Annotated in this window: 28 protein-coding genes and 1 tRNA gene; 12 read left to right on the top strand and 17 right to left on the bottom strand. The window is 73.7% G+C overall.

What is annotated here, in order from left to right; genetic code table 11:
• Positions 1-202: 202 nt before the first annotated feature.
• Positions 203-532: a sigma factor-like helix-turn-helix DNA-binding protein gene (locus ABD823_RS26665; protein WP_344864250.1), complete on the top strand. Its 330-nt coding sequence runs from the start codon at positions 203-205 to the stop codon at positions 530-532.
• 73 nt (positions 533-605) lie between these two features.
• On the opposite strand, the gene ABD823_RS26670 is transcribed toward ABD823_RS26665, so the two are convergent.
• Positions 606-752, bottom strand: a complete 147-nt coding sequence (locus ABD823_RS26670) for an iron-containing alcohol dehydrogenase (protein ID WP_344864252.1) — start codon at positions 750-752, stop codon at positions 606-608.
• A gap of 129 nt (positions 753-881) precedes the next feature.
• Complete coding sequence (locus tag ABD823_RS26675) at positions 882-1,049, bottom strand: DUF3073 domain-containing protein (RefSeq protein ID WP_344864254.1); 168 nt, start codon at positions 1,047-1,049, stop codon at positions 882-884.
• A gap of 301 nt (positions 1,050-1,350) precedes the next feature.
• Between ABD823_RS26675 and ABD823_RS26680 the strand changes: the two genes are divergently transcribed.
• The 3 genes from ABD823_RS26680 to ABD823_RS26690 are packed head-to-tail and all read left to right on the top strand — an operon-like array spanning position 1,351 to position 3,652.
• Positions 1,351-1,545: a hypothetical protein gene (locus ABD823_RS26680; protein ID WP_344864256.1), complete on the top strand. Its 195-nt coding sequence runs from the start codon at positions 1,351-1,353 to the stop codon at positions 1,543-1,545.
• Between the two features lie 2 nt (positions 1,546-1,547).
• The gene (locus ABD823_RS26685) at positions 1,548-1,883 is read left to right on the top strand and encodes an ArsR/SmtB family transcription factor (protein WP_344864258.1); all 336 of its coding nucleotides are present in this window, start codon (positions 1,548-1,550) and stop codon (positions 1,881-1,883) included.
• The gene (locus ABD823_RS26690) at positions 1,880-3,652 is read left to right on the top strand and encodes a SulP family inorganic anion transporter (RefSeq protein WP_344864260.1); all 1,773 of its coding nucleotides are present in this window, start codon (positions 1,880-1,882) and stop codon (positions 3,650-3,652) included. Before ABD823_RS26685 ends, ABD823_RS26690 begins: the two co-directional genes overlap by 4 nt.
• Here ABD823_RS26690 and ABD823_RS26695 read toward each other — a convergent pair.
• A complete protein-coding gene (locus ABD823_RS26695; RefSeq protein ID WP_344864262.1) occupies positions 3,585-3,923 on the bottom strand; it encodes an ArsR/SmtB family transcription factor in 339 nt (112 codons plus the stop codon). The two genes, ABD823_RS26690 and ABD823_RS26695, sit on opposite strands and share 68 nt — an antisense overlap.
• A 261-nt stretch (positions 3,924-4,184) precedes the next feature.
• Here ABD823_RS26695 and ABD823_RS26700 point away from each other — a divergent pair, with 261 nt between their 5' ends.
• Positions 4,185-5,042, top strand: a complete 858-nt coding sequence (locus ABD823_RS26700; RefSeq protein WP_344864264.1) for a DUF4253 domain-containing protein — start codon at positions 4,185-4,187, stop codon at positions 5,040-5,042.
• Positions 5,043-5,149: 107 nt separating this feature from the next.
• Positions 5,150-6,004 (top strand): alpha/beta fold hydrolase, encoded by an 855-nt coding sequence (locus ABD823_RS26705; protein WP_344864266.1) that lies wholly within the window; start codon positions 5,150-5,152, stop codon positions 6,002-6,004.
• Positions 6,005-6,059: 55 nt separating this feature from the next.
• On the opposite strand, the gene ABD823_RS26710 is transcribed toward ABD823_RS26705, so the two are convergent.
• The 6 genes from ABD823_RS26710 to ABD823_RS26735 form a co-directional block, all read right to left on the bottom strand.
• A complete protein-coding gene (locus tag ABD823_RS26710; protein WP_344864268.1) occupies positions 6,060-6,431 on the bottom strand; it encodes a hypothetical protein in 372 nt (123 codons plus the stop codon).
• Positions 6,432-6,443: 12 nt separating this feature from the next.
• Positions 6,444-6,824, bottom strand: a complete 381-nt coding sequence (locus ABD823_RS26715; RefSeq protein WP_344864270.1) for a roadblock/LC7 domain-containing protein — start codon at positions 6,822-6,824, stop codon at positions 6,444-6,446.
• A 58-nt stretch (positions 6,825-6,882) separates the two neighbouring features.
• A complete protein-coding gene (locus ABD823_RS26720; RefSeq protein WP_344864272.1) occupies positions 6,883-7,902 on the bottom strand; it encodes a hypothetical protein in 1,020 nt (339 codons plus the stop codon).
• A 6-nt stretch (positions 7,903-7,908) separates the two neighbouring features.
• On the bottom strand, positions 7,909-8,289 hold the full coding sequence (locus tag ABD823_RS26725) for a roadblock/LC7 domain-containing protein (RefSeq protein WP_344864273.1): 381 nt from the start codon (positions 8,287-8,289) through the stop codon (positions 7,909-7,911).
• 153 nt (positions 8,290-8,442) lie between these two features.
• Positions 8,443-9,660: a DUF4032 domain-containing protein gene (locus ABD823_RS26730; protein WP_344864274.1), complete on the bottom strand. Its 1,218-nt coding sequence runs from the start codon at positions 9,658-9,660 to the stop codon at positions 8,443-8,445.
• A gap of 2 nt (positions 9,661-9,662) precedes the next feature.
• The gene (locus tag ABD823_RS26735; protein ID WP_344864275.1) at positions 9,663-10,337 is read right to left on the bottom strand and encodes a class II aldolase/adducin family protein; all 675 of its coding nucleotides are present in this window, start codon (positions 10,335-10,337) and stop codon (positions 9,663-9,665) included.
• A gap of 168 nt (positions 10,338-10,505) precedes the next feature.
• On the opposite strand from ABD823_RS26735, the gene ABD823_RS26740 reads away from it, so the two are divergent.
• From ABD823_RS26740 to ABD823_RS26750, 3 genes are all read left to right on the top strand, one after another.
• The gene (locus ABD823_RS26740) at positions 10,506-10,799 is read left to right on the top strand and encodes a 4a-hydroxytetrahydrobiopterin dehydratase (protein ID WP_344864276.1); all 294 of its coding nucleotides are present in this window, start codon (positions 10,506-10,508) and stop codon (positions 10,797-10,799) included.
• Between the two features lie 182 nt (positions 10,800-10,981).
• Positions 10,982-11,545 (top strand): superoxide dismutase family protein, encoded by a 564-nt coding sequence (locus tag ABD823_RS26745; protein ID WP_344864278.1) that lies wholly within the window; start codon positions 10,982-10,984, stop codon positions 11,543-11,545.
• 216 nt (positions 11,546-11,761) lie between these two features.
• Positions 11,762-11,926 (top strand): hypothetical protein, encoded by a 165-nt coding sequence (locus tag ABD823_RS26750; protein WP_344864280.1) that lies wholly within the window; start codon positions 11,762-11,764, stop codon positions 11,924-11,926.
• 114 nt (positions 11,927-12,040) lie between these two features.
• On the opposite strand, the gene ABD823_RS26755 is transcribed toward ABD823_RS26750, so the two are convergent.
• Positions 12,041-12,889, bottom strand: a complete 849-nt coding sequence (locus ABD823_RS26755; protein ID WP_344864282.1) for a spermidine synthase — start codon at positions 12,887-12,889, stop codon at positions 12,041-12,043.
• Positions 12,890-13,227: 338 nt separating this feature from the next.
• On the opposite strand from ABD823_RS26755, the gene trhA reads away from it, so the two are divergent.
• Together trhA and ABD823_RS26765 are read left to right on the top strand one after the other, a co-directional pair.
• Positions 13,228-13,905 carry a PAQR family membrane homeostasis protein TrhA gene (trhA, locus tag ABD823_RS26760; RefSeq protein WP_425566662.1) on the top strand — a complete coding sequence of 226 codons (678 nt, stop codon included), beginning with the start codon at positions 13,228-13,230 and terminating at the stop codon, positions 13,903-13,905.
• 9 nt (positions 13,906-13,914) lie between these two features.
• Positions 13,915-14,295: a PPOX class F420-dependent oxidoreductase gene (locus ABD823_RS26765; RefSeq protein WP_344864286.1), complete on the top strand. Its 381-nt coding sequence runs from the start codon at positions 13,915-13,917 to the stop codon at positions 14,293-14,295.
• Between the two features lie 73 nt (positions 14,296-14,368).
• On the opposite strand, the gene ABD823_RS26770 is transcribed toward ABD823_RS26765, so the two are convergent.
• Entirely contained in the window at positions 14,369-15,568 is a 1,200-nt protein-coding gene (locus ABD823_RS26770; protein ID WP_344864288.1) for a M20 metallopeptidase family protein, read from the bottom strand.
• Between the two features lie 239 nt (positions 15,569-15,807).
• Here ABD823_RS26770 and lat point away from each other — a divergent pair, with 239 nt between their 5' ends.
• Positions 15,808-17,091: an L-lysine 6-transaminase gene (gene lat / locus ABD823_RS26775; RefSeq protein ID WP_344864290.1), complete on the top strand. Its 1,284-nt coding sequence runs from the start codon at positions 15,808-15,810 to the stop codon at positions 17,089-17,091.
• Here lat and ABD823_RS26780 read toward each other — a convergent pair.
• The 6 genes from ABD823_RS26780 to ABD823_RS26805 form a co-directional block, all read right to left on the bottom strand.
• Positions 17,088-17,402, bottom strand: coding sequence for a helix-turn-helix domain-containing protein (locus ABD823_RS26780; protein WP_425566663.1), 315 nt, complete (start codon positions 17,400-17,402; stop codon positions 17,088-17,090). The two genes, lat and ABD823_RS26780, sit on opposite strands and share 4 nt — an antisense overlap.
• Before the next feature lie 157 nt (positions 17,403-17,559).
• Positions 17,560-17,635 (bottom strand) — tRNA-His (locus ABD823_RS26785).
• 132 nt (positions 17,636-17,767) lie between these two features.
• Positions 17,768-18,379, bottom strand: a complete 612-nt coding sequence (orn, locus tag ABD823_RS26790) for an oligoribonuclease (RefSeq protein WP_344864292.1) — start codon at positions 18,377-18,379, stop codon at positions 17,768-17,770.
• Positions 18,380-18,403: 24 nt separating this feature from the next.
• A complete protein-coding gene (locus tag ABD823_RS26795; protein WP_344864294.1) occupies positions 18,404-19,810 on the bottom strand; it encodes a DUF2510 domain-containing protein in 1,407 nt (468 codons plus the stop codon).
• 55 nt (positions 19,811-19,865) lie between these two features.
• On the bottom strand, positions 19,866-21,278 hold the full coding sequence (locus ABD823_RS26800) for a protein kinase family protein (RefSeq protein WP_344864296.1): 1,413 nt from the start codon (positions 21,276-21,278) through the stop codon (positions 19,866-19,868).
• 149 nt (positions 21,279-21,427) lie between these two features.
• Positions 21,428-23,014 (bottom strand): serine/threonine-protein kinase, encoded by a 1,587-nt coding sequence (locus tag ABD823_RS26805; RefSeq protein ID WP_344864298.1) that lies wholly within the window; start codon positions 23,012-23,014, stop codon positions 21,428-21,430.
• Between the last annotated feature and the right edge of the window lie 389 nt (positions 23,015-23,403).

Below are 23,403 nucleotides of genomic sequence, written 5' to 3' on the forward strand. Positions count from 1 at the left end.
GGGCAGGTGGGGCAGGCGGTCAGCGCCGGCGCGGTGGTGTGCGACATCAAGGACGTCTGACCCGGTGAGGCGTCCGGGGCCGCGATGGTAGGGCTGACCCCACCCCCGAGAGCGGTGCCGCCGTGACTGACCTTTCCCGCTCCGCGGAGGAGAGTAGGAGGTGTCAGAGAGCACGGCGAGAACCTCCCGGAAGGCGGATCCCATGAGCAGCACTGCCCGGCACGCGGCCCCCTCCACCCCGGCCGTCACGGCCCTGCTGGAGCGGCTCACCCCGCAGGAGCGGGCGGTGTTCGTGCTCCGGGAGGCCTTCTCCCACGGCTACCGCGAGATCGCCGAGGCGCTGGAGCTGCCCGAGAGCACCTGCCGGCTGCTCCACCGGCGGGCCCTGCGGCGCACCGGCGGGCGCCGCGGGACGGCCGGGAGGCCCGCCGTACCGGCCGCCTCCGCCGTCCCCGCGGAGCTCCCCGTCCCCGTCGTCCCCGCGCCGCGCCGGGCGGGGGACGAGAGCGTCCTCACCCCGGCCGCCCGCTGAACGCCCGGCGCCCGGTGGTACCCGTACTCCGGCCGGCCCGGCGGTTTCGCCGGGGCGGTGCCGTCGTAGCGGATCACGCGGGGCAGCAGAGCGCGTTGGTCCGCCCGCGCGCCACGTGGAAGGCGGCGCCCAGCGTGTGCGACGTGGCGTGCACGATGCAGAGGAAGGCGTCGCCGAAGGCCATGCCGGCGATCGTCCCGGCGTCGTGCGTCTTCTCCAATGAGTGGGGCCACGCCAACCGGCCGGCCGGGACGGCCGGGCGGGTCGGAGCTGCGGGAGGCCGCGGAGCGCGGGTGGGCGGCGGATCTGTCGACGGCCCGCCGCCCGCCCGCGCCTGCGCCCTCCTCCGCTATCTCTCGGCCGGCTCCCCGATGGGGTCATCGGCCTCCGGATCCCGCGCGGGCTCGTCCACGGCGCCGAGCTCCGCGCGCAGCCGGTCGAGATCGATGTGGTGACTGCTGTACTTCAGCTGGCGAGCGACCTTCGTCTGCTTCGCCTTGGCGCGACCCCGTCCCATTGGCTGCACTCCCTCACGTAGCCGTGCCCGGCCCTGTCGTCATTGTCGCATCGCAGGCCAGCGCGGCCCGGCATCCAGGCCGGCCCGCGCTCACCGGTAGCCGTGCCCGGCGCGCCCCACCCGGTCCTGACCCGGTCCGGATCGGGACCTGGGCCGGCGGGACGATCTCCGGGAGCGGACCACCGCGGCCATCTTACCCAAGCCCCTTACGACTTGAAGAATTACGCAATTAGCAAGTTTGTAAGTAGCCTGTCCCTGTCGCCCGGGCGGGTCCGGCGGCGGTCTCACGGGAAGAGGGTGGATGAACGAGTTCACGGCGGAGTTGCTGGCGCGCATCGACGAGACGGACGCGGAGTTGCGGCTCGTGCGCCAGGCGCGCGACGACCACGCGGCAGAGGCCCTGTCCGGCAGGCTGGACAACCTGCTGCGCATCGCCGCCCGGCACGGCATCGAGGTCAGGCGCGGAGTCGGCGCGCCCGCCGACGGGGCGGAATGACGATGGCGGTCCCGCTCAACCAGGCGAAGGCGGAGTTCTTCCGCACGCTCGGGCACCCGGTCCGCATCCGGGTGCTGGAGCTGCTGCAGGACGGCCCGCTGCCGGTCCGCGACCTCCTCGCCGAGGTCGACATCGAGGCGTCCAACCTCTCCCAGCAGCTGGCCGTGCTGCGCCGGGCCGGGATCGTGTCCGCCACCCGGGAGGGGGCGACCGTCGTCTATGCGCTGTCCACCCCGGACGTGGCCGAGCTGCTCGTCGCGGCGCGGCGCATCCTGGCCGATCTGCTGGCCGGCCAGGGCGAGCTCCTGGCCGAACTGCGGGCGGAGGCCCGCAGATGAGCACCGCCTCCGGGGCCGCTCCCGGCACCGGAGGCGGCGCCGTCCCCTCCCGCACCCCTTCGGCGGGAGCGCGGCCGCTCACCCGCCTCACCGGACTGCTGCCGCGGCGCGCGGACTGGGCTCCGGCCCGCCGGGGCCCGCGGCGGGACCTGACGGCCGGGCTGACCGTGGCGATCGTGGCGCTCCCCCTCGCGCTGGCCTTCGGGGTCAGCTCGGGCCTGGGCGCCGCGGCGGGGCTGGCGACCGCGATCGTCGCGGGAGCGCTCGCGGCCGTCTTCGGCGGCAGCAACCTGCAGGTCTCCGGCCCCACCGGGGCGATGACCGTGGTGCTGGTGCCGATCGTGCACGAGTTCGGCGCCGGCGGTGTGCTGACGGTGGGGCTGCTGTCCGGCGTGATCCTCGTCGGGCTCGCCCTGGCCAGGGTCGGCCGCTGCATCCGGTTCGTGCCGACCTCGGTCATCGAGGGCTTCACCGCGGGCATCGCGGTGGTGATCGCGCTCCAGCAGTTCCCCGCGGCCCTCGGGGTGGGCGCGAGCGACGCCGAGGAGACCTGGCGGGTGGCCGCGGACGCCGTCGCCTCCTACGCCGCCTCCCCGGACGCGGTGCCGCCGGTCATGGCGCTCGCCGTGGCCGCGCTCATGCTGTCCGGCGCGCGCCGGTGGCCCGGCGTGCCGTTCTCGCTGGTCGGCGTGGCGGTGGCCACCGCGGTCGCGGAGCTGGCCCCGCTCGACACCGCGCGCATCGGCGCGCTCCCGGCCGGGCTGCCCGCGCCCTCCCTGGACTTCCTGGATCTCGGGGCGGCCGGCGCGCTGCTCCCGTCCGCGCTGGCGGTGGCCGCGCTCGCCGCGCTGGAGAGCCTGCTGTGCGCCTCCGTCGCCGACGCGATGAGCGTGGGCGGGAAGCACGACCCCGACCGGGAGCTCTTCGGCCAGGGCGTCGCCAACCTGGCCGCGCCGCTGTTCGGCGGAGTCCCGGCCACCGCGGCCATCGCCCGCACCGCGGTCAACGTCCGGGCCGGCGCCCGCTCCCGGCTCGCCTCCCTCACCCACGCGGCCGTGCTGGCGGTGATCGTGTCCGCCGCCGCCGGGCTCGTCGGGCGCATCCCGTTGGCGGCGCTGGCCGGCGTACTGCTGGCCACGACCGTGCGGATGGTCGAGTTCGGCTCCCTGCGGGCGATCGCCCGCGCGACGCGCAGCGACGCCCTGGTCATGGTGCTCACGTTCGCCGTCACGGTCGCGCTCGACCTGGTCACGGCGGTCGCCGTCGGCATCGGCGCGGCGATCGTGCTGGCGCTGCGCGAGATCGCCCGGACGGTCCAGGTGGAGCGGGTGCCGCTGGACGGGGAGGACCACGGCGAGGAGGAACCGCGGCTGCTGGCGGAGCACATCGTCGCCTACCGCTTCGACGGCCCGCTGGTCTTCGCCGCCGCGCACCGCTTCCTGCTGGAGCTGTCGGAGGTGTCCGACGTGCGGGTGGTGATCCTGCGGATGTCGCGCGTCTCCACCATCGACGCCACCGGGGCGCAGGTGCTCGGGGACGCGATCACCCGGCTGGAGGACCGCGGCATAACCGTGCTGCTCTCGGGCGTCCGGCCGGGCCACGACCACGTCCTGACCACGCTCGGGATCGCCGACCACCTCCGCAGGGACGGGCTGGTCTTCTCCGGCACGCCGGCGGCCATCGCCCGCGCCCGGGATCTGCTCACTTCTGCCGGACGGAGGCGCGAAGATCCTCTAGGAGCTCCGCCTGCCCCGACAGCACGCCGGTGAGGATCGACCGGGCCACGGCGAGCAGGTCGGCGATGCCGGGGTGGGTCAGCGAGTAGTAGACGGTGGAGCCCTCCTTGCGGGAGGCGACGAGGTTGGCCCGCCGGAGCACCGCCAGCTGCTGCGACAGGTGCGCCGGCTCGATGCCCACCTCGGGGAGCATCTCCGCGACCGAGTGCTCCCGCTCGCTGAGCAGCTCCAGCACGCGGATGCGCGAGGGATGGCCGAGCGTCTTGAAGAACTCCGCCTTCAACTGGTACAGCGGTGCGCTCACCTCGGCACCCCTCCCTACCTGGACGTCCGTGCGGGCGGTCGGGCCCTCGGCCCCGGCGGGCGTCGGAGCGGGCGCCGTGCCGGGGCGGCGCTCTCCCCGTGCTGTCACTCCTTGCAGTTGCCAACCTTAGCAACGCCTCACAAGGGTAGGGCGCCTCCGCGGAACCGCTGTCGGCCGCGGATGGAATCATGGCGAGATGTCCCCGGCGGGGCATTGGCGGCTTCCGCCGTACGCATGGCGACCGGCAGGCAAAATTGGGGCGTGGTCGGGATCGGGACGGTAGAGATGGGTGATTGCGAGCGTGAACGGCTTCCGCCGTTGCTGGGCCAGCTGTTCACCGACGGCGGCACCGGGCGCACGCTCGCGGTGGACCTGCCGTCAGGAGATCTGGTCTGGCCCGACCCCGGATACACGCCGCTGCTGACGGCGGCCTACCACCGGCCGGCGTTCTGGCTCAGCGACGAGGCGGTCCCCGCGGAGCTGTGGACCCGGCTGCGGGCCGAGCATCCGCATTCCGGCCTCTGGCCGGTGCTGCTGGAGGACACCGTGCAGCCGTGGACCGCGGGCCAGATCGCCCCGGACGCCCCTGAGGAGATCGACAACTACAACACGGCCGCCTTCATGGCCGAGGTCTGGTCGGACTGGTTGGAGAAGGCCAGCCCCGACCAGGTGGAGATCCTCGACCCCTTCGGCGTCCGGTGTCCCGGACCGGCCGCGCCGGGCACGCCGATGGCCGATCCGGACATGGTCGCGGACTGGTACGCCGGGCTGGTGGCCGAGCGCCGCACCCCGCTCGGGCTGGTGGCGGTGGGCCGGGGGGCCGACGCGCTGGTGGCCATGGGCTGGCAGGGCGCGCTGAACCACAACGAGTGGATGGTCCCGCTGGCGGCCGTGGTGCGCAGCTGGGAGGACCGGTTCGGCGCCCGGGTGGTCGGCATGGGCTTCAACACCCTGGACCTGAGCGTCGCGGCCCCTCCGGTCACCTTCGAGCACGCCCTGCACGTGGCGGCCGAGCACTGGACGTTCTGCCCCGACAGCATCGTGCAGGGGGCCGGGACGCTGCTGGAGTACGCCGAGCAGATCAAAGGCAGGAACGCCTGGTCGTTCTGGTGGGACTGACGGCTGCGCGGGACCGCCGGCCCGCGCCGGGAAAGCGGGACGGGCCTCTTGCCGCCGCGCCTACAGAATGAGATTCTGTTCCGACCGACAAGCACGGTAGGAGTGCCATGACCCTGCGCGCCTCGGCGAACGGCATCGAGATCGCCTACGACACCTTCGGCTCCCCCGGGAACCGCCCGCTCCTGCTCATCATGGGGCTGGCCTCCCAGATGATCCACTGGGACGAGGAGTTCTGCGAACTGCTCGCCGACCGCGGCCACCACGTCATCCGGTTCGACAACCGGGACGTGGGCGAGTCCACCCACCTCCACGAGGCCGGGATGCCCGCCTTCGACGGGCGGGCGCCGTACCTGGTGGAGGACATGGCCGACGACGCCGCCGGGCTGCTCGACGCGCTCGGCCTGGAATCGGCGCACGTGGCGGGCGCCTCCATGGGCGGCATGATCGCCCAGGCGCTGGCCATCCGCCACCCCCACCGGGTGCGCAGCCTCATCTCGATCATGTCCACGCCGAGCCCGCAGGCCGCCCCGCCCACCGAGGCGGCCACGGCGGTGCTCATGGCCCCGCCCGTGACCGACCGGGAGACCGCGGTCCGGCGGGCGCTGGAGACCTGGAAGGTCATCGGCTCGCCGGGATACCCCTTCGACGCCGAGCGGACCGCCCGGCTCGCCGGTCTGAGCTACGACCGCGCCCACGACCCCGCCGGGGTGGCCCGGCAGCTCGCCGCGATCATGGCCTCACCCGACCGCGCGCCGGGGCTGAAGGAGCTGACGGTGCCGGCGCTGGTCCTCCACGGCGAGGAGGACCAACTCGTCCCGCTCTCCGGGGGGATCGCCACCGCGGACGCGATCCCGGGGGCCAGGCTGGTCACCTACCCGGGCATGGGACACGACCTGCCCAGACCCCTGTGGCCCCGGTTCGTCTCCGAGATCGGCGACCACACCGCCGCCGCGGAGCGCTGACCCCGGGGCTCCGGCTGCGGCCCGCGCTCCCGGCGCGCACGCCGCAGCCGGAGGCTCATACCTCGAGGTTCTCCTCGATGGCGCGCAGCCTGTGCCGGGCCAGCGCCAGGTTGGCCCGGCCCCGGTCGAGCGCGAGGTAGAGGAACAGGCCCTTGCCGCCCCGGCCGGTGATCGGCCGGATGATGTGGTACTGGTCGGTGAGGGTGATGAGGATGTCCTCGATGGCGGCCTTGAGGCCCAGGGACTCCATCGTCCGCAGTTTGGCCTTGACGACCTCGGTGTTGCCCGCCGCGGCGATCTGCAGGTCGAGTTCCTTGGAGCCGCCGAGGGCGCCCAGGGCCATCCCGCTGTTGTAGTCCACGACGACAGCGCCGAAGGCGCCGTCGATCGCCATCATCTCCTTGAGGGACACGTCCATGTTGGCCATTGGTCTCTCCGATCAGTGGTTCGCCGACATGCGTTCGGTGACGGCGGCCACGCTCGCCGCCGTCTTGCGGCCCTCCAGTCGCAGCAGCCCGAGGTTGGTGCCCGGGCGGGCCAGGACCGTGAGGACGATCTTGGGGCCCGCGGCGTAGAAGGCCGCGTAGCCGTTGGTTCCGGAGATCAGCGTCTCCTCGAGGAGGCCCTTGCCGGCGATGCCCGTCATCCGGCGGCTGAGGGCCAGCACGGCGGAGGAGAGGGCGCCGGTCTGCTCGGCGTTGCCGGTCAGGTCGCTGGCGATCAGGATGCCGTCCACGCTGCACGCGACGCTGCCGTCCACATCGGGCATGCGGTCGCGCAGCAGGGCCATCTCCCGGTACACCTCGTCCCGCAGTTCCACGGGCGTCCTCCTTCCGATCCACTTCAGCGTCCGCAGCCTCAGCGGCATGGGACCGACCTCATGCGAGGGCCTCCAGAGCGTTCCTGAGCCGGATGAGCAGGTTCACGTCGGTGGGGTCGCCGGTGGCGGCGGGGATCCACACCGCGGGGCGGGGCGGGGCGGGCCCGTCCTCCGGGAGGTCCCGGGCGCGTCCGGTGCCGCCGGCCCGCCGGGGGAGCGTCCCGGGCGGGGCCTCGGGCGCCGCTCCGGGCGGGCCGTCCGCGGGCGCCCCGGACGGGTGCTCCGCCGGCGCCGCCCCGGGCCCTGTCCCGGACGGTGCTTCCGACGGTGCTTCCGGCGGCGCCGTCGGAGGCACCGCCTCGGGCGGGGCCTTCGGCGGCGGAACGGGCGGTGACGTCCCGGACGGCGCGCCGGGGGCGGGCTCCGGCCGGCGCAGCAGTCCCGCCGCGCCGAGCTGCCGTACGGCCAGCAGCACCGAGTAGGCGGGCCGCCCCAGCTTCCGGGCCAGGTCCACCGGGGTCGCCGCGCAGTCCGCGCCGACCAGGACCTCCCACTGGAGCGAGGTCAGCATGACCTGCTGGGCGGGGATGCGCGCCAGCGGGACGACCGGGAGCGTGTCCAGCTCGGCGGACGGCCAGGCCTGGTCCAACTGTGCCCTCCTTCGTCCGTGCTCCCGCAGCAGCCCGGCGACGTCGAAATACCACTGCGGCCCGAGCCAGTGCCGGTCGTCCGGGCGGAACCGCGACCGGGAGGCGGGGGACTCCAGCAGGAAGAACGCCGCGTCGAGCACCGCGCTCAGCACGCAGAACTCCAGCTCGCCGCGGGTGAGCACGCCCCGGTCGACCAGGAGGTCGCCGCCCCACCGCTCCTCGGACGAGGCCTGCCGGGCCTGCCGTACGGCCTGCACGGAGATCCGGCCGCCGGCGACCAGCAGGTCCTCCACCCGCGGGCAGCAGGAGCTCTCGGCGTAGGTCACCCGGCCGCCGGTGAGGTAGAACGCGCCGGCCTTGCCCAGACGCAGGGCACCGGTCGCCCGCTCGTCGGCGAGTCCGCACAGGACGCTCTCGGCATTCGGCATGGCTCGTCACGTCGTTATGAGCCGGCCGGAAAGGCCCTGCAGTCGGTGCCGGGCGAGTGCCAGGTTCGCGCGTTCCGCGTCGAGCCGGACATATATCACTAATGGGCCGTCGAAAACCGTATCCAGCGGCTTGAGCAAATAGAGCCCGTCGTCCGCGGAGACGATCATCTCGTTGATCCGGACCGCTCCGGTGGGGGAGGTGAGCGAGATCCCGTCCAGCGCCGCCTGCAGGGTCGCGCTCAGGCCGGCGGCGGACTTCTCCGCGTCGAGGCGGCGCCCTCCGCCCCCGGTGGCCACGGCCGTGCCGCTGGTCTGATCGATCAGGATCGCGTCCAGCGCACCGGGGATGGCCATCACCTCGGTCAGGCACTCTTCGATTCCGAGCACTCGATCTCCCTCGCCGACGACTGCGGAAAAGGTCGCCCGGTCAGCGTAGAGATATCGGCGCCGGTGTTAAGTATCCGGATAAAAATGGATATATGAGGAGACTAAGGATTTGAACACCGAGTAGAAGGATGTGCACCCCGAGAGGGATGGCCGCTACTGGTCCTCGGAGATAAGTGCCTTCTCGTCCGGCTTGAAAACAAGAACATTCTTCACATAAGACTCCACCGCCGCCCGCAGCCCGACGTCGGCCCCCGTCTCCTCGGACAGGTACCAGCGGTGGTCGAGCACCTCGTGGAAGATCTGGGCCGGCTCCAGCTTGCGCCGCAACTCCTCCGGGACGGCGTCGATCGTCGGGTGGAAGACCTCCACCAGCCAGCGGTGCGCCACGATGGCCTCGTCCTCGTGGCGCAGGCCGTACTCGACCCGGAAGGAGTCGAGGTCGTTCAGCAGCCGCCTGGCCTGGTTCTCCTCCACGTCCAGGCCGGTGAGGCGGAGCAGCCTGCGCTGGTGGTGGCCGGCGTCCACGACCTTGGGGCGGACGATGAGGCGCCCGGTGCCGGCCTTCCGGCGGACCATCATCTCGGCCACGTCGAAGCCGAGCCGGTTGAGCCGCCGGATCCGCTGATCGATCTTGTGCCAGTCCACCTCCTCGATGATCTCGTCGGAGGTGAGCTCGTCCCAGAGCCGGTGGTAGCGCGCGCAGACCGAGTCGGCGATCTCCTCGGGGTCGATGGAGGGGTGGAGCAGGCCGCCCGCCTCCAGGTCGAGCATCTCGCCGTAGATGTTGGTGTGCGCGACGTCGATGTCGTGTCTGCGCTGCCCCTCGCTGATCATCGGGTGGAGCTCACCGGTCTCGGCGTCCACCAGGTAGGCGGCGAAGGAGCCGGCGTCCCGGCGGAACAACACGTTCGACAGCGAGCAGTCGCCCCAGTAGAAGCCGTTCAGGTGGAGCCGGACGAGCAGGACCGCCAGCGCGTCGAGCAGCCGGTTGAGCGTGTCCGGCCGTACGGTGCCCGACATGACGGCCCGGTAGGGCAGCGAGAACTGCAGGTGCTGTGTGACCAGCGCGGAGTCCAGCGGCTCGCCGTCCTTCCCGGTCCGGCCGGTGACGACCGCCACCGGTTCCACCGCGGGGGTGTCCAGCCGGTGCAGGTCCCACAGCAGGCGGTACTCCCGCTGGGCGAACTTCTCGCTGATCTCCTTGATCGCGTAGACCCGGCCGGAGAGCCGGGTGAAGCGCACCACGTGCCGGGAGATGCCGCGGGGCAGCGAGACCAGGCGGTGCTCCGGCCAGTCCTCCAGGGGGACGTCCCAGGGCAGGCGGAGCAGCAGGTCCGGGTCGCTGGGGGTGCCGGTCAGCTGGAGGGGCATGGTCAATCCTCGCGGGTGGGGAAGCCGGGGGAGTCCCCGCGGACGGGGAAGACGGGGGGATGGAAGGCGCGGTGGGCCACCGCCGCGAGCTGCTCCTCGGTGAGCACCCGGGGCTCCCCGACCGCCCGTGCCCGGACGTAGACCTCGCAGAGCCACTCCAGCAGCCGGGTCGCCTCGAAGGCCCCCGGCAGGTCGGGGCCGACGGTGACCCCGCCGTGGTTGGCCAGCAGCGCGGCCGTCCTGCCCTCCAGCGCGGCGCGCACGTTGGCGGCCAGCTCGGGGGTGCCGTAGGTGGCGTACTCGGCGACTCTGACCGGCCCGCCGAGCAGCAGCACGGTGTAGTGGATCGGCGGCAGCCCGGTCATGGTGGTGGCGACCACGGTGCCGAACGTGGAGTGGGTGTGCACGACGGCCCCGGCGTCGCCGCTCGCGTAGACCGCCAGGTGCATCGGGGTCTCGGAGGAGGGCTGCAGGTCCCCCTCGACCAGGTGGCCCGCCACGTCGACGACCGGGCAGGCCTCGGGCTCCAGCCGGTCCAGGGGCACCCCGCTCGGCGTCACCGCGACCAGGTCGCCCTCGCGCACGCTCAGGTTCCCGGCGGTCCCGACGACCAGTCCGGTCTCGGCGGCCCGCCGGCCGTACTCGCACAGCAGGCGACGCTGATCGGCCAGCAACATGGACCTAAAAGTAGGGGTTCGCCGCAGTAAGCGGCAAACCATGACCAGTAGGTGAAAACCCGACGGATTCCTCGACACCGGGCGGGGCCGGGGGCCGAGGGCGCGGTGCGGCAGGGTGCGGGTGTGGCGCTCTTGGCCTTCCCGCCGCCGCCGTGATCTCCTGGGGCGATGGACCTGCTTGACGACTCCGCAGTGCAGCAGCGGCTCGCCGGGGTGCCCGAATGGCGGCGCGAGGGGAACGAGATCCGCCGGAAGGTCACCGCCCCGGACTTCCCGACCGCGATCCGCATCGTCGACGAGATCGCGGTCGAGGCCGAGAAGATGAACCACCACCCGGACATCGACATCCGCTGGCGCACCCTGCACCTGGCCCTGACCACCCACGACGCCGGGGGCCTGACCGGCAACGACTTCGCCCTGGCCGCCCGCATCGACGAGATAGCCGCCGCGCACGGGGCCTGACGCCTCCCGCAGGCCCGGTTCCGCGGCCCTCTCCGGTACGGCCCGCCGCCGGCCGTACCGGAGGGCGGGGCGGTGACGGCGAAGGAGTGGGAGCTCCATGACCCGAACACCCTGCGTGCCCGGGCGATCACTGGCTAGAGTTGAGCGTCGTTCCAGCCTCCGGCCGGTCGAGGAGAGCACCGATGCGCCTGTCCTGGATTCTCGTTCCTTTCGCCCTGCTCGCGGCGGCCTGCGGCGGGCAGGAGGAGATGGCGCGCCCGGCCGTGCACGACGTGGCCCCCACCGAGGTCGAGCTGTCCGGAGGCGGCGTGTTCGAGCAGCCCGCCCCCCGGGCCGCCGCGATCGCCTACGACCGGAAGCTGGTGCCGCCCGGGGCGTCGGCCCGGGTGACGGCGGGATCCGGGGCGGTGCTGTCCACCGCGCGGGTCGAGGTCAGCGGGTTCCTGCCCCGCCGGACCTACGGCGTGCACCTGCACGTGAACCCGTGCGGCGCCGACCCCGAGGAGGCCGGGCCGCACTACCGGCAGCACGGTCACTCCCACGCCAGCGCCGCCAGCGAGGTCTGGCTGGACTTCACCACCGACCGGCGGGGTGCGGCCGCGGCGACGGCGCGGCAGGACTGGGCCTTCGCCCCGGGCCGGCCGCCCCGCTCCCTGGTGATCCACGCCGAGCCGACCAAGGCCGAGGGGGCCGAGGCGGGCGCCGCCGGGCGCCGGGTCGCCTGCGTCACGCTCACCGAGCGCTGACGGCGCGCACGCCGGCGTCGAGCGCCGGCGGGCCCCGGTCCGCCGGCGGCCGCGCCGGCCCGTGCCCTCCTCGGGGGAGGGCACGGACCGGCGCCGCCCGGGCCGTGACCGCCCGCGAAGTGTGAGGCGAATCGCGTTACGTTCGTCCCGCGACGGCGGCAGTGACGGTGCGTCTCGGCGGGAAGACCCGCAGAGCTCGAACAGGCCGCCGGAGAGATGGGTGAGCCGGTCCCGGAGGCCGTCCGGAAGGCGATCCGCCGGGCATGGCTCACCACGATGCAGGAGCGGATGCGGAGGGAGCCGGCCGAGATCGCCAGCGATCCGGCCGAACGCGAGGAGGCCGAGCGGATTCGCGAGCGGGCCCGCCACCTTGCTTGGTGAAGGGTCGGTCTTCCGTGTGGCGCCGCCTGCTCCGGCGCAGGGGCGTGTCCGGCCCGGGCGGCGGGATCGCGCCGGGGAGGCCGCTCGCCGGCCGTGCCGTGCCAGGTGCCTGTCTCAGCCGAACACGGCGGGCGGCGGGACGGGGACGACGACGGGATCGCCGTCGTTGAGCGGCGGCGCCCCCGCGACGAACCTGGTCAGGTCGTCCCCGTGGAGACAGCGCGCCTGGGTGAGGCCGCCCGCGGCCCGGCGGGTCAGCCCGTCGAGGGGCAGGGCGGCGCGGGAGGCGGCGGCGATGAGGTTGCCGAACCGCCGGCCGCGCAGCACGCCGGGCTCGGCGAGCATCGCCACCTGGGGGAAGACGCCGCGGATCGTCGCGAGCATCCGCCGGGCGAAGGCGAGCCCCTTGCCGTCGGCGATGTTGACCAGCAGGGTCCCGCCCGGGCGCAGCACCCTGGCCGCCTCGCGCATGTACTCGGAGGTGGCCAGGTCGATCGGCATGGCCGCGCCGCTGAAGGCGTCCAGCACGAGCAGGTCGGCCGAGCCGTCGCCGAGCCCGGCGGTGGCGGTGCGGCCGTCGAGGATCCTGACCTTGAGGCGGGGCACGGACTTCAGCCGGAGCTGGTCGCGGACGAGCTGGACCAGTCCGCCGTCGGGCTCGGCGACGATCTGCCGGGACCCCGGCCGGGTCGCCGCGACGTAGCGGGGCAGGGTGCACGCGCAGCCGCCGACGTGCACGGCGTCCAGCGGGCCGGGGGGCAGCAGGTCGATCACGACGGCCATCAGCTGGACGTACTCGAAGTCGAGGTAGGTGGGGTCGTCCAGGTCGACGTACGACTGGGGCACGCCGCCGGAGGAGACCACCCAGCCGGAGGGCCGGTCGAGGTCGTTCAGGAGCTCGACCTCGCCGAAGGTCACCGGGTAGCGGCCGGGCACCGGCCCCTGGGGTTCCCGCCTGGCCATCCTTGGATCCTCTCTCCCCCGCGCGCGCCGGCCGGCCGCTCCTGGGAGAAACCGTACGCGCATCCGGCGGGTCCTCGTGCGCTCCGGCCGCGCCCGCCCATGCCGGTCCCGCTCCGGCCGTGCCCGGTCCCACCCGCCGCCGTCCCGCTCCCGCCGTACCCGCGGTGCCCGTCCGCCGTCCCCGCGCCCGCCGGGGCGCCGCAGGGGCCCGGCCGGCACCCCGCAGGGGGCCTCCATCCCGATGAGGGGCTGTTTCCCGGCCGGACTCCAGGGAAGATCGTTGTAGGAGAGATCACAACCTACGTAAACGTAAGTTACGGTACCGTAGGTTCATGACCATGACCGCTTCTGAGAGTTCCGAGAGGTCCTCGCTCCCGGAGTCGATCAAGCCGCGGCTGCGCGGCTGGCTGCACGCCGGAGCCCTGCCCGTCACGCTCGTCGCCGGATTCGTCCTCGTCGCCCTCGGCCCCACCCTGCAGGCGCGGCTCGCCGCCGCGATCTACGCGATCACCTCGGGCCTGCTCTTCGGCATCTCGGCGACCTACCACCGCGGCACGCTCTCCCCGCGCCTGGAGGGCGTGCTGCGCCGCCTCGACCACGCCAACATCTACCTGATCATCGCGGGCACCTACACGCCGTTCGCGCTGCTCGCCCTGGACGGCGCGGCCCGGGTGGTGGTCCTGTCCGTGATCTGGACCGGCGCGATCGCCGGGGTGCTCTTCCGCGTGCTGTGGATCAGCGCGCCCCGCTGGCTGTCCACCGCCCTCTACATCGCCCTCGGCTGGACGGCCGTGTTCGTGCTGCCCCAGCTCATGGAGGGCGCGGGCGTGGCCGCGGTGGTCCTGGTCTTCGTCGGCGGCGTGCTGTACACCGCGGGCGGCGTCGTGTACGGCCTGCGCCGCCCGGACCCCTCGCCCCGCTGGTTCGGCTTCCACGAGGTCTTCCACGCCTTCACCCTGGCCGCCTACCTGGTCCAGTACGTGGCGGTCTCCATGGTGGTCTACGGCGCCTCCTAGAGTTCCCGTATGACGAGCATCCGGGAACTGGCCGCCGAGCCGTACGTCTCCGTGACGACCTTCCGCAGGGACGGGACGGCGGTCGCCACACCGGTCTGGACGGCCCCCGACGGCGAGGCCCTGGTGATCTGGTCGGCGGCCTCCGCGGGCAAGGTCAAGCGGATCCGCAACAACCCCGAGGTCACGGTCAGGGCGTGCGACGCGCGGGGGAACGCCCGCGGCGAGGAGGCCGCGGGCCGGGCGGAGATCCTGTCCGCCGAGGAGACCGAGCGGGTCCGCGGCCTGCTGGTGGGGAAGTACGGCCTGCAGGCCCGGCTGGTCATCCTCGGCAGCAGGCTCCGCCGGGGGAAGGCGGGCAGCGTCGGCGTCCGCATCACCCCCGCCGGCTGAGCCTCCCCGGCCACGCCTTCCGGGCCACGCCTTCGCGGGCAGCGTCTTCCGGATCCCGCCGGGCGGGCCTCCGTCAGCTCGCGGCGAGGCCGAGGCGGCGGGCGGCGAGCTCGGCGTAGAGCGCGGCGCCGTCGGCCAGGACGGCGTCGTCGAAGCGCGCCTCCGGGGAGTGGTTGTAGGCGGCCCGCCCCGGATCGAGGTCCGGCGGGCACGCGCCGAGCGCCACGAACGCCGAGGGGATCCGGTCGCACACGTAGGAGAAGTCCTCGGCGCCGGTGAAGGGCCGCGGCGCCCGGGTGAACCGCTCCTCGCCGTAGACCTCGCGGACGGTCGCGCCGACGAACTCCGCCTCGGCTCCGTCGTTGACCGTGACCGGGTAGCCCATCTCGAAGAAGGCGTCCACCTCGAGCCCGTGCGCCGCGGCGATGCCCTCGACGAGGGCCACCGAGCGCTCCAGCACCCGCTGGTGGGAGGCGGTGGAGAACGACCGGATCGTCGCCTCGAACCGGGCCTCCTCGGGGATCACGTTGTCGACCGTGCCGGCGTGGAAGGAACCGACGGTCACCACCACCGGGTCGAACACGTCGAAGCCGCGCGTCACCATGCTCTGCAGCGCCAGGACCATCTCGCACGCGGCGGGGACGGGGTCCTTGGCCAGGTGCGGGGCCGAGCCGTGCCCGCCGGCGCCACGCACGGTCACGACGAGCCGGTCCGCGGCGGCCATGATCGGCCCGGTCCTGGTGAGGAAGAGCCCGTTCGGCAGGACCGAACTGATCACGTGCAGGGCGTAGGCCGCGACCGGGAGCTCGCCGGAGGCCTCCAGCACGCCCTCGTCGATCATGAGCTGCGCGCCCCGGTGGCCCTCCTCGCCCGGCTGGAACATGAAGACCACGTTCCCGGCGAGCCGGTCGCGCTCGGCCGAGAGCAGGTGGGCCGCCCCGGCGAGCATCGCGGTGTGCAGGTCGTGGCCGCAGGCGTGCATCCTCCCGTCCACCCGGGAGGTCACCGTCCCGCCGTCGCGCTCGGCGACGGGCAGGGCGTCCATGTCGCCGCGGAGCAGCACGGTCGGGCCGGGCAGCGAGCCCCGCAGGACCGCGGTGACCGAGCTCAGCCGGTCGCCGAGCCGTACCTCCAGGGGCAGGCCGGACAGCGCGGTCAGGACCTTCTCCTGGGTCCGGGGCAGGTCGAGGCCCAGTTCGGGCTCCCGGTGCAGGGCGTGGCGGAGACGGACCAGCTCGTCCCGCAGGTCGGCGGCGGATTCGCGAAGGGACACCGGGTACTCCTCATGGACGTGGGCGCCTTGAGGGCACGATAACCCGCTCCGGAGGGTTCCGGAGAGCGGCGGGGCGCGGGGCGGGCGGTCACCCGGCCGAGGACCGACTCCCGCGGGCCGAGACCGATTTCCGTAGGATCTCCATGGAAATCGGAGATGAAGCGTAATACCTTCAGGTAGAAGCACCGGAACATGGGGAATCATCGGCCCAGCTCGCTGTGGAGCGGACTGGAGGGGACATGGACGTGCACGGCCGCCTCGCCCGCCACCTGCTCGTGGACGGCTACCGGCTGGTTCTGGACCTCGAACGCAGCCGGGGGTCCCGGCTCGTCGACGCCCGCACCGGCCGTTCCTACCTGGACTTCTACACCTTCTTCGCCTCCGCGCCGCTCGGGGTGAACCCGTTCGGCGACGATCCGGACTTCCTGGCCCTGCTCGGCCGGGTCGCCGCGAACAAGCCCGCCAACTCCGACCTCTACACCGCCCACCTCGCCGACTTCACCGAGACCTTCACCCGGGTGCTCGGCGACCCCGAACTGCCCCACCTGTTCTTCGTCGAGGGCGGCGCCCTGGCCGTGGAGAACGCGCTGAAGTGCGCCTTCGACTGGAAGTCCCGCCGCAACGAGGCGGCCGGCCGGTCCCCGGCGCTCGGCACGAAGGTGCTCCACCTCACCCGGGCCTTCCACGGCCGCAGCGGCTACACCCTCTCGCTGACCAACACCGATCCGGTCAAGACCGACCGGTTCCCGAAGTTCGACTGGCCCCGCATCGAGGTGCCCGCCGTCCACTTCGGCGACGTCGAGGCCGCCGAGGAGCGGGCGCTGGCGCAGGCGCGGGCCGCGTTCGAGCGGCACCCCCACGACATCGCCTGCTTCATCGCCGAACCCATCCAGGGCGAGGGCGGCGACAACCACCTGCGCGCGGAGTTCCTCCAGGCGATGGAGCGGCTCTGCCACGAGCACGACGCACTGTTCGTCCTGGACGAGGTCCAGACCGGGGGCGGCACCACCGGCACCCCCTGGGCCTACCAGCAGCTGGGCCTGCGCCCCGACGTGGTCGCCTTCGCCAAGAAGGTCCAGGTCGGCGGGGTGATGGCGGGCCGCAGGGTGGATCTGGTGCCCGACAACGTGTTCCGGGTGAGCGGCCGGATCAACTCCACCTGGGGCGGCGGGCTGGTGGACATGGTCCGCTCCCGCCGGATGCTCGAGATCATCGAGCGTGACGGCCTGATCCCGCGCGCGGGGGAGCTGGGCGAGGAGCTCCTCACCGCGCTGCTGAAGATCCAGGCGCGTTTCCCCGACCGGGTGGAGAACGCCCGCGGCCGCGGTCTGATGTGCGCCTTCGACCTCCCGTCCGGGGCGGAGCGGGACCGGCTGGTGACCCGCCTGCGCGAGGACGAGGGCGTGCTCGTGCTGCCCTGCGGTGAGCGCTCGGTACGGCTGCGCCCGGCGCTCTCGGTCACCTCGGAGGAGCTCCGGGAGGGCACGGCGGCCATCGCCCGGTCCCTGGACCCCGCCCGTTAGGCTCCCCGCTCCCGCGGACCGTCCGCCGGCGCTCCCCGGCCGTCCCGCCCGCCGGCGGGGGCCCCGGGGGCGCCTGCGCGGGGCTCCCGCTCCCGCCAGAGGCCGATCGCGGTCACCCGGGAGGTCACCCCGAGCTTGGCGTAGATCCGGTTCACGTGGTTCTTGACGGTCTTCTCGCTGAGGAACAGCCGCCGGGCGATCTGCCCGTTGGAGCAGCCGCTCGCGATCAGCTCCATGACCTCGGCCTCACGCCTGCTCAGACCCGTCACGACTCCGGGCTCACCGTCGAACCCCGCATCGTCGACTCTCATCCCGCCTCCGCGGAAGCAACACGGTCAGGTCGCCGAGGCCCCCGGTCTTACGGCGCAGCAACAGCAGCGAGCATAACCCGTGATGTCCGTCTTTGGTGGGAAAGTTGAAGGTCTGGGAGAAATGAAACGGCCGGTCCCGTAGGACCGGCCATTCGCCTGGGGTGAGCGATGGGACTTGAACCCACGACATCCAGGACCACAACCTGGCGCTCTGCCAACTGAGCTACGCCCACCATGTCCGCCGTCTCGCGGCGGCGGCACATGAAAAGTGTAGCGGTCTTTGGGAGTCCTCACGCACCCCGTTTATCGCGGCGCCCCGCCGCCCCGCCCGGGGCGGGGTCCACGGGGCCGGCGGCGCCCCCGCGTCAGCGGGGAGAGGCGCTCTGGGCGGAGATGCCCTCGGCCAGCTCGCGCGCGGTGGCGGAGTCGGGCCCCGGGTGGGGCACGAAGACGGCCGCGCGGTAGTAGCGGAGCTCGCGGATGCTCTCGACGATGTCGGCCAGCGCCCGGTGGCCGCCCTGCTTCTCCGGGGAGGCGAAGTAGGCCCGCGGGTACCAGCGCCGGGCGAGCTCCTTGACCGACGAGACGTCGATCATCCGGTAGTGCAGGTAGGCGTCCACGAGGGGCATGTCGCGCGCGATGAACGACCTGTCCGTGGCGATGGAGTTGCCGCACAGCGGCGCCTTCTTCGGCTCCTTCACGTGGCCCTTGATGTAGTCCAGGACGAGCGCCTCGGCCTCCGCCAGCGTGACGCCCCCGCCCAGCACGTCCAGCAGGCCGGAGGCGGTGTGCATCTCCCGCACCACCTCCGACATCTGCTCCAGCGCCTCCGGCGGGGGCTTGATGACCACGTCGACGCCCTCGTCCAACTGGTTGAGCTCGCCGTCGGTGACCACGCAGGCCACCTCGACGAGGGCGTCACGGCCGAGGTCGAGCCCGGTCATCTCACAGTCGATCCAGACCAGCAGGTCACTCATAACCTTCAGAGTAGTGCCCCCCGGTCAGGAGAGTTCGAGCGACTTGAGCACCCGGTCGGTCACCGAGGTGTCCAGGTTGTCGGGAATGGACATGTAGAGCAGCGCGGGCGGCTTCTCGCCCCGGTCAACGAGCACGAAGGTGGCGACCTCCTTCTTCCACTTGAAGCCGTTCTTCTCCGCGACCTCGCTGAAGTCCAGCTCGAACTGGAGCAGCCAGGCGTCCTTGCCGCTGACCTTGACGGCCTTGCGCTCAAGGGGCTCGCGCGTGTGCTCCAGGCTGTAGAAGCGCGGCTCGAGCTCCAGCATGATCCGCGCGGTGACGGAGTCCATGCTCTTCGGCCCGTCGTAGCCGAACTGGGAGGGGACCTCCGCGGTGTAGATCGTGCCGAGCCAGCTGCTGCCCTGACCGTCGAAGTTCTCGTGGGAGAGCGACTCCGCCCCGGAGGTCCACACGAAGCCGAGCGGCCCTCTGTTGTCCCTGGTGGGCACCTGCCACTTGTCGCCGGGGAAGTCGTACGACAGGCCGGTGACCGGGTCGGTGATGCGTCCGTTCTCCGGCTGGGGCAGGGCGTTCGACGGGCCCTGCGAGGCCGAGGACTCGGGTGTCGGCTCGGGCGTCGCCTCGGGGAGGGTCTCCCGCGTCGCGCTCGGCAGGGGCGAGGGGACCGTGTCGCTCGCCGACGACCGGCTGCCCGGGTCGATCAGGAACATGGCGGCGGCCACGATCCCGACGATCAGGACGATGACCCCGCCGCCGCCGAGGATCCACGGCCACGGGCTCTTCCTGCCCGGCTGGCCCGCGGGGGACGCGCCGTACGGCCCGCCGGGACCGGCCGGTCCGCCGTAGGGCCCGCCGGGACCGGCCGGTCCGCCGTAGGGCGCGCCGTACGGGGCGGCAGGAGCCGCGGGGCCGCCGTAGGGCCCGGCGGGCGGAGGCCCGCCGTAAGGTCCGGACGGCGCCCCGTACGGCGCCGCGGGCCCGGCGGGAACGGGTCCGCCGTAGGGCCCGGACGGCGCGGCGGGCCCGGCGGGAACCGGTCCGCCGTAGGGCCCGGCGGGCGCCGCGTACGGCCCTGCGGCGACCCCGGGTCCTGCGGCGACCCCGGGTCCTGCGGGGGCTCCGGGTCCGGAGGGCGCGGGGTGCTCCGTCTGCTGGATCCTGAGGGTCTCGTCACCGGACGGCGCGTCCCACTGCGGCTGCTCCATCTGGAGGGTCATGCCGCTCTGGGCGGGGGAAGAGGGAGGCTGGGCGTCGTCTCCCTGCGGGGACGCCGGGCCCGTCGGAGATCCCGGGGACGCCGCGGCCTGGCCTGCGGCCGCCGGCGCGTCGTTCGGGTGGGTGGCGTCGGTCCACTGGCTGCCGTCCCACCACCGCAGATGCGGGGAGCCGTAGGGATCGGGGTACCAGCCGGCGGGGGTCTGCGTGGTCATGCCCGTCAGGGTAGTAAGAATACGGTATGCAGTGCATTGTGGACCTTGCGGTATTTCATCGGCACCGATAGGTGATGCTCTTCCTGTCGTCGACCGCCGCGCCCTCCGGGACCGGCGAGAGCACCTCCAGGGTGACCGTGCCCTTGAAGGTCCCCTTGCCCCGCACGTCCCAGCGCAGGGTCACCTCGTGCTCGGTCCGCCCCTCCGGTGCCCGGTGGGTGTGCTCGACCGGCTCGCCGTCGCTCCGCAGCCACCGGTAGCGGATCTCCCCCGGCGATCCGTTGGTGGTGAACACGCCGCGGATCGTGGCGGACTGGCCGCACGTGAGCGTCTTCTTCGGCACCCTCACCTCGACCCCGGTCACGGTCAGGGGGACGGTGGGCTCCCGCAACAGCCAGACCAGCGCGGCCGCCGCGAGCATCAGCGCCAGGATCACCGCGGAGAGCGCCGTGCGGTAGCGCCGCCTCGCCGCGGGCCGGGCCCTGCGCGAGGCGGCGGCGCCGTGCGCGGCGGCCTGCCCCCGGCCCTCCCGCCAGATCCGCGCGGCCGCCGTCTGCGTCGGCACCCCCGGGCCGAACCGCACGACGGCCTCGCCGGTACGGCTCCCGCCGCCCTCCGGGGCGCGCAGCAGCGTGACGGCGTCCCCGTCGTGCCGGCCCTCTCCGGCGGCTCCGGCGGCCCGGACCGGGGAGGAAGCCCCGGCCGGGTGCGCGGCACCGGTCGGGGCCTCGTGGACGGCCCACCGGTGCGAGGTCTCCGTCAACCGCTCGCGGGTGGGGAATCCCGACGGGAGCAGGCCGCGCCCGTCGAGCAGGACGTCGCGGGCCGCCGCGAGACCGCGGGTGGCGGCGGTCGCCGCGGCCCGTTCGAGCAGCTCGGAGGCCCGGGGCGCGTCCGCGGCCCAGGTCGCCGCCAGTCCGCGGGCGAGCGCGGCCCAGGCCGTGACGTCCCGGGCCGGGACGGAGGGCCGCCCGTGCAGCGCGTCGGCCAGTCCGCGCTCGGAGAGCAGCACCGCCCCGCCCGGTGAGATCACCACCGTGCCGGGGTGCACCGCTCCGTGGGCGAGCCCGGCGGCGTGCACGGCCAGCAGGGTCTGCGCGGTCTCCGCCAGCACGGTGGCCGCGTCGCTCGCGTCGGGCCCGGGGAGGCCGGGCGTCCGGGCCAGCAGGTCGCCCACGGCCGGGCTGACCGGTTCCGCGGTGAGCAGCCAGACCTCGTCCCGGGCGGCGACCAGGTCGGCGACCGGGACCAGCCCGGCCAGGCCGCTCCGGGCGAGCCTGCGGTCGTCGAGCACGGCCGCGACCACCCGGTCGCGTACCGCCGGGTCGGAGATCGGCCGGGGGTCGAACCTGAGCGCGCTCGCCCGTGCGCCTCCGGCCGAGACCGCCGAGTGCCAGGTGCCCAGCTCGCCGATCCATGTCCGCCCGGTCAGCCGGTATCCGGCCGGCGCCTCCTGCCCGGCGCTCACGGGCGTGTCCGTTCCGCCATCTGCCGCAGCCTCCGAAGTCTCGCCGCTCCACTGCCGGTCCATCGCCGTCCACGCCAGTGTGGACGGGGAACCCGCCGCGCGTCACCGTCCCGGTGCGGTGGCCGCCCGGCACGGGGTGCGGGGAAGCATCAGTGCGGCGTCGGAGGCGCCTCGGAGGTCGGGGAGGCGCCTCCGCTGGGCTCGGTCGGATCGGGCGAGGACGGCGTCGAGGCCGTCGGCTTCCCGCTCGCCGTCGGGCGGGCGGTCTGGGTCTGGGCCGGCGTCGCGGTCCGGGTCGGTCCGGCGGTCGAGGGCGGTGCCGGGGTCGCCGACCTGGAGGGCAGCGGCCTCGACGTGGTCGTCTGCGGGTCGTCGAGGGGGGTGCCCTGCTCCTCCTCGGGGCGGGAGGACGGCTCGGCCCGCGGCGGCGCCGGTCGTTTCTTCGTCGGCCTCACCGCGGGCTTCGCCGTGGGCGTCACCGGCGGCGCGGACGTCGCGGGGGACGTGCCGGTGGGCGGGGCCGGCGCGGGGGCGGCCGTGCCGGTCGTGCCGGGAGTCGGGGCGGGGGTCGGCGAGCCTCCGCCCGGGGACGGGGGGTCCGCCGGCTCGTCGGTCTCCCCGTCCTCGACCGGCTCACCGGGGTCGGACGGGGAGTCGGCGGGGGTGGCGACCGAGCTCTGCGTCTGCAGCACGGGGTCGCCACCCGAGCCGACGAGCACGACCGCCACGCCGGCGATCACCGCGATGCACCCGGCGGCCACCGCGATCTTGAGGCCGAGGCGGCCGAGCAGAGACCCGTCGCCGCCGTCGCCGAGGTCGGTCTCGGCCAGGGAGGTGTCGAACTCCGGGGTCTCCGGCTGGCGGGGGAACAGCCCCGCCAGCAGTCCGGCGAGCCCGGCCAGGCGGCGGCGCCCGCGCTCCTGCCAGTCGGGCCCGTAGGCGTCGGCGGCGACCGCCTCCAGCTCGGTGAGGAAGGCGGTGGCGGTCGGCGGCCGGTCGTCCGCGTCCTTGGCGAGCCCGCGCTCGACCAGCCCCCGCAGCGCGGGCGGCACCTCCTCGGAGGGCGGCGGCACGGTGCGGTGCTGCATGGCCAGCGCGGCGATGGTCTGCGCGCGGAACGGCCGGGTGCCCGTCAGGCACTCGAAGAAGACCACGGTGGCGGCGTAGACGTCCGTGGCGGGGGACGCGGGCGCACCCGTCCACTGCTCGGGGGCCATGTACGGCGGCGTGCCCGTGGCGGCGCCGCTGTCCCCGGCGGGGAGCGCGATTCCGAAGTCGACGAGCTTGCTCGTGCCGTCGGCGTCCACCATCACGTTCTCGGGCTTGAAGTCGCGGTGCACGATCCCGGCCCGGTGTGCGGAGGCCAGCCCGAGCAGCGCCCCCCTGAGCACCACGAGCGCGGCCTCGGGGCCGGTCGGTCCCTCCGAGCGGAGGATGGTGCGCAGGGAGACGCCGTCCACGAGCTCCATGACGATGGCGGAGCCGTCGGAGGTCTCGAGGTAGTCGTACAGCCGGACGGCGTGCGGGCCGTTCAGCCGGTGGAGCAGCCGGGCCTCGTGCCGGAACCGGGCCGCGAAGCCGGCGTCGCCGCGGAGCTCGTCGGACAGGTACTTGATCGCGACCAGCGTGCCGTCGGCGTCGTGCCGGGCCAGCACCACCCGCCCGGAGGCGCCGGCGCCGAGCTCGCGGATCTCCGTGTATCCGGGGACACGCCAGGCCGATGGCATGCCGTACATAGCGGTCTCCTCAGTCGCGCCTGGGCCCCCACCCGGGAAAGACGGACCGTAGCTTAACCAGAATCACCGCCTTTCGTAGAGAAATTACAGATTCGTCGCGAAACACGGCGATGGCCAGCGGTTATCCGATCTGGCCGGGATCCTGCTGGGTCTTCGGGGGCGGTGTGCCACTCTTCGTCCGGGTCGGGAGGGGCTTGACCGGTACGGAGATCTTGAGGCTCGGCCGTGCCGTCGCCCCGGCCGTGCGGCCGGTCGCGGACTTGGGAACGGGCACGGGGGTGAGTCTCGGCGTCGCCTTGAGCGTCACCCGGGGTGTGGTGCGAGGCGTGGCCTTGGGTGTGGTGCGAGGCGTGGCCTTGGGTGTGGTGCGAGGCGTGGCCTTGGGTGTG

This window comes from Planomonospora alba, from assembly GCF_039534085.1.
In the GTDB taxonomy this organism is placed as follows: domain Bacteria; phylum Actinomycetota; class Actinomycetes; order Streptosporangiales; family Streptosporangiaceae; genus Planomonospora_B; species Planomonospora_B alba.

Coding starts and splice junctions, on each gene's coding strand:
- ABD823_RS26665 (WP_344864250.1), top strand. CDS start 203: ATGAGCAGCACTGCCCGGCACGCGGCCCCCTCCACCCCGGCCGTCACG.
- ABD823_RS26675 (WP_344864254.1), bottom strand. CDS start 1,049: ATGGGACGGGGTCGCGCCAAGGCGAAGCAGACGAAGGTCGCTCGCCAG.
- ABD823_RS26680 (WP_344864256.1), top strand. CDS start 1,351: ATGAACGAGTTCACGGCGGAGTTGCTGGCGCGCATCGACGAGACGGAC.
- ABD823_RS26685 (WP_344864258.1), top strand. CDS start 1,548: ATGGCGGTCCCGCTCAACCAGGCGAAGGCGGAGTTCTTCCGCACGCTC.
- ABD823_RS26690 (WP_344864260.1), top strand. CDS start 1,880: ATGAGCACCGCCTCCGGGGCCGCTCCCGGCACCGGAGGCGGCGCCGTC.
- ABD823_RS26705 (WP_344864266.1), top strand. CDS start 5,150: ATGACCCTGCGCGCCTCGGCGAACGGCATCGAGATCGCCTACGACACC.
- ABD823_RS26710 (WP_344864268.1), bottom strand. CDS start 6,431: ATGGCCAACATGGACGTGTCCCTCAAGGAGATGATGGCGATCGACGGC.
- ABD823_RS26720 (WP_344864272.1), bottom strand. CDS start 7,902: ATGCCGAATGCCGAGAGCGTCCTGTGCGGACTCGCCGACGAGCGGGCG.
- ABD823_RS26730 (WP_344864274.1), bottom strand. CDS start 9,660: ATGCCCCTCCAGCTGACCGGCACCCCCAGCGACCCGGACCTGCTGCTC.
- ABD823_RS26735 (WP_344864275.1), bottom strand. CDS start 10,337: ATGTTGCTGGCCGATCAGCGTCGCCTGCTGTGCGAGTACGGCCGGCGG.
- ABD823_RS26740 (WP_344864276.1), top strand. CDS start 10,506: ATGGACCTGCTTGACGACTCCGCAGTGCAGCAGCGGCTCGCCGGGGTG.
- ABD823_RS26745 (WP_344864278.1), top strand. CDS start 10,982: ATGCGCCTGTCCTGGATTCTCGTTCCTTTCGCCCTGCTCGCGGCGGCC.
- ABD823_RS26750 (WP_344864280.1), top strand. CDS start 11,762: ATGGGTGAGCCGGTCCCGGAGGCCGTCCGGAAGGCGATCCGCCGGGCA.
- ABD823_RS26755 (WP_344864282.1), bottom strand. CDS start 12,889: ATGGCCAGGCGGGAACCCCAGGGGCCGGTGCCCGGCCGCTACCCGGTG.
- trhA (WP_425566662.1), top strand. CDS start 13,228: ATGACCGCTTCTGAGAGTTCCGAGAGGTCCTCGCTCCCGGAGTCGATC.
- ABD823_RS26765 (WP_344864286.1), top strand. CDS start 13,915: ATGACGAGCATCCGGGAACTGGCCGCCGAGCCGTACGTCTCCGTGACG.
- lat (WP_344864290.1), top strand. CDS start 15,808: ATGGACGTGCACGGCCGCCTCGCCCGCCACCTGCTCGTGGACGGCTAC.
- ABD823_RS26780 (WP_425566663.1), bottom strand. CDS start 17,402: ATGAGAGTCGACGATGCGGGGTTCGACGGTGAGCCCGGAGTCGTGACG.
- orn (WP_344864292.1), bottom strand. CDS start 18,379: ATGAGTGACCTGCTGGTCTGGATCGACTGTGAGATGACCGGGCTCGAC.
- ABD823_RS26795 (WP_344864294.1), bottom strand. CDS start 19,810: ATGACCACGCAGACCCCCGCCGGCTGGTACCCCGATCCCTACGGCTCC.
- ABD823_RS26805 (WP_344864298.1), bottom strand. CDS start 23,014: ATGTACGGCATGCCATCGGCCTGGCGTGTCCCCGGATACACGGAGATC.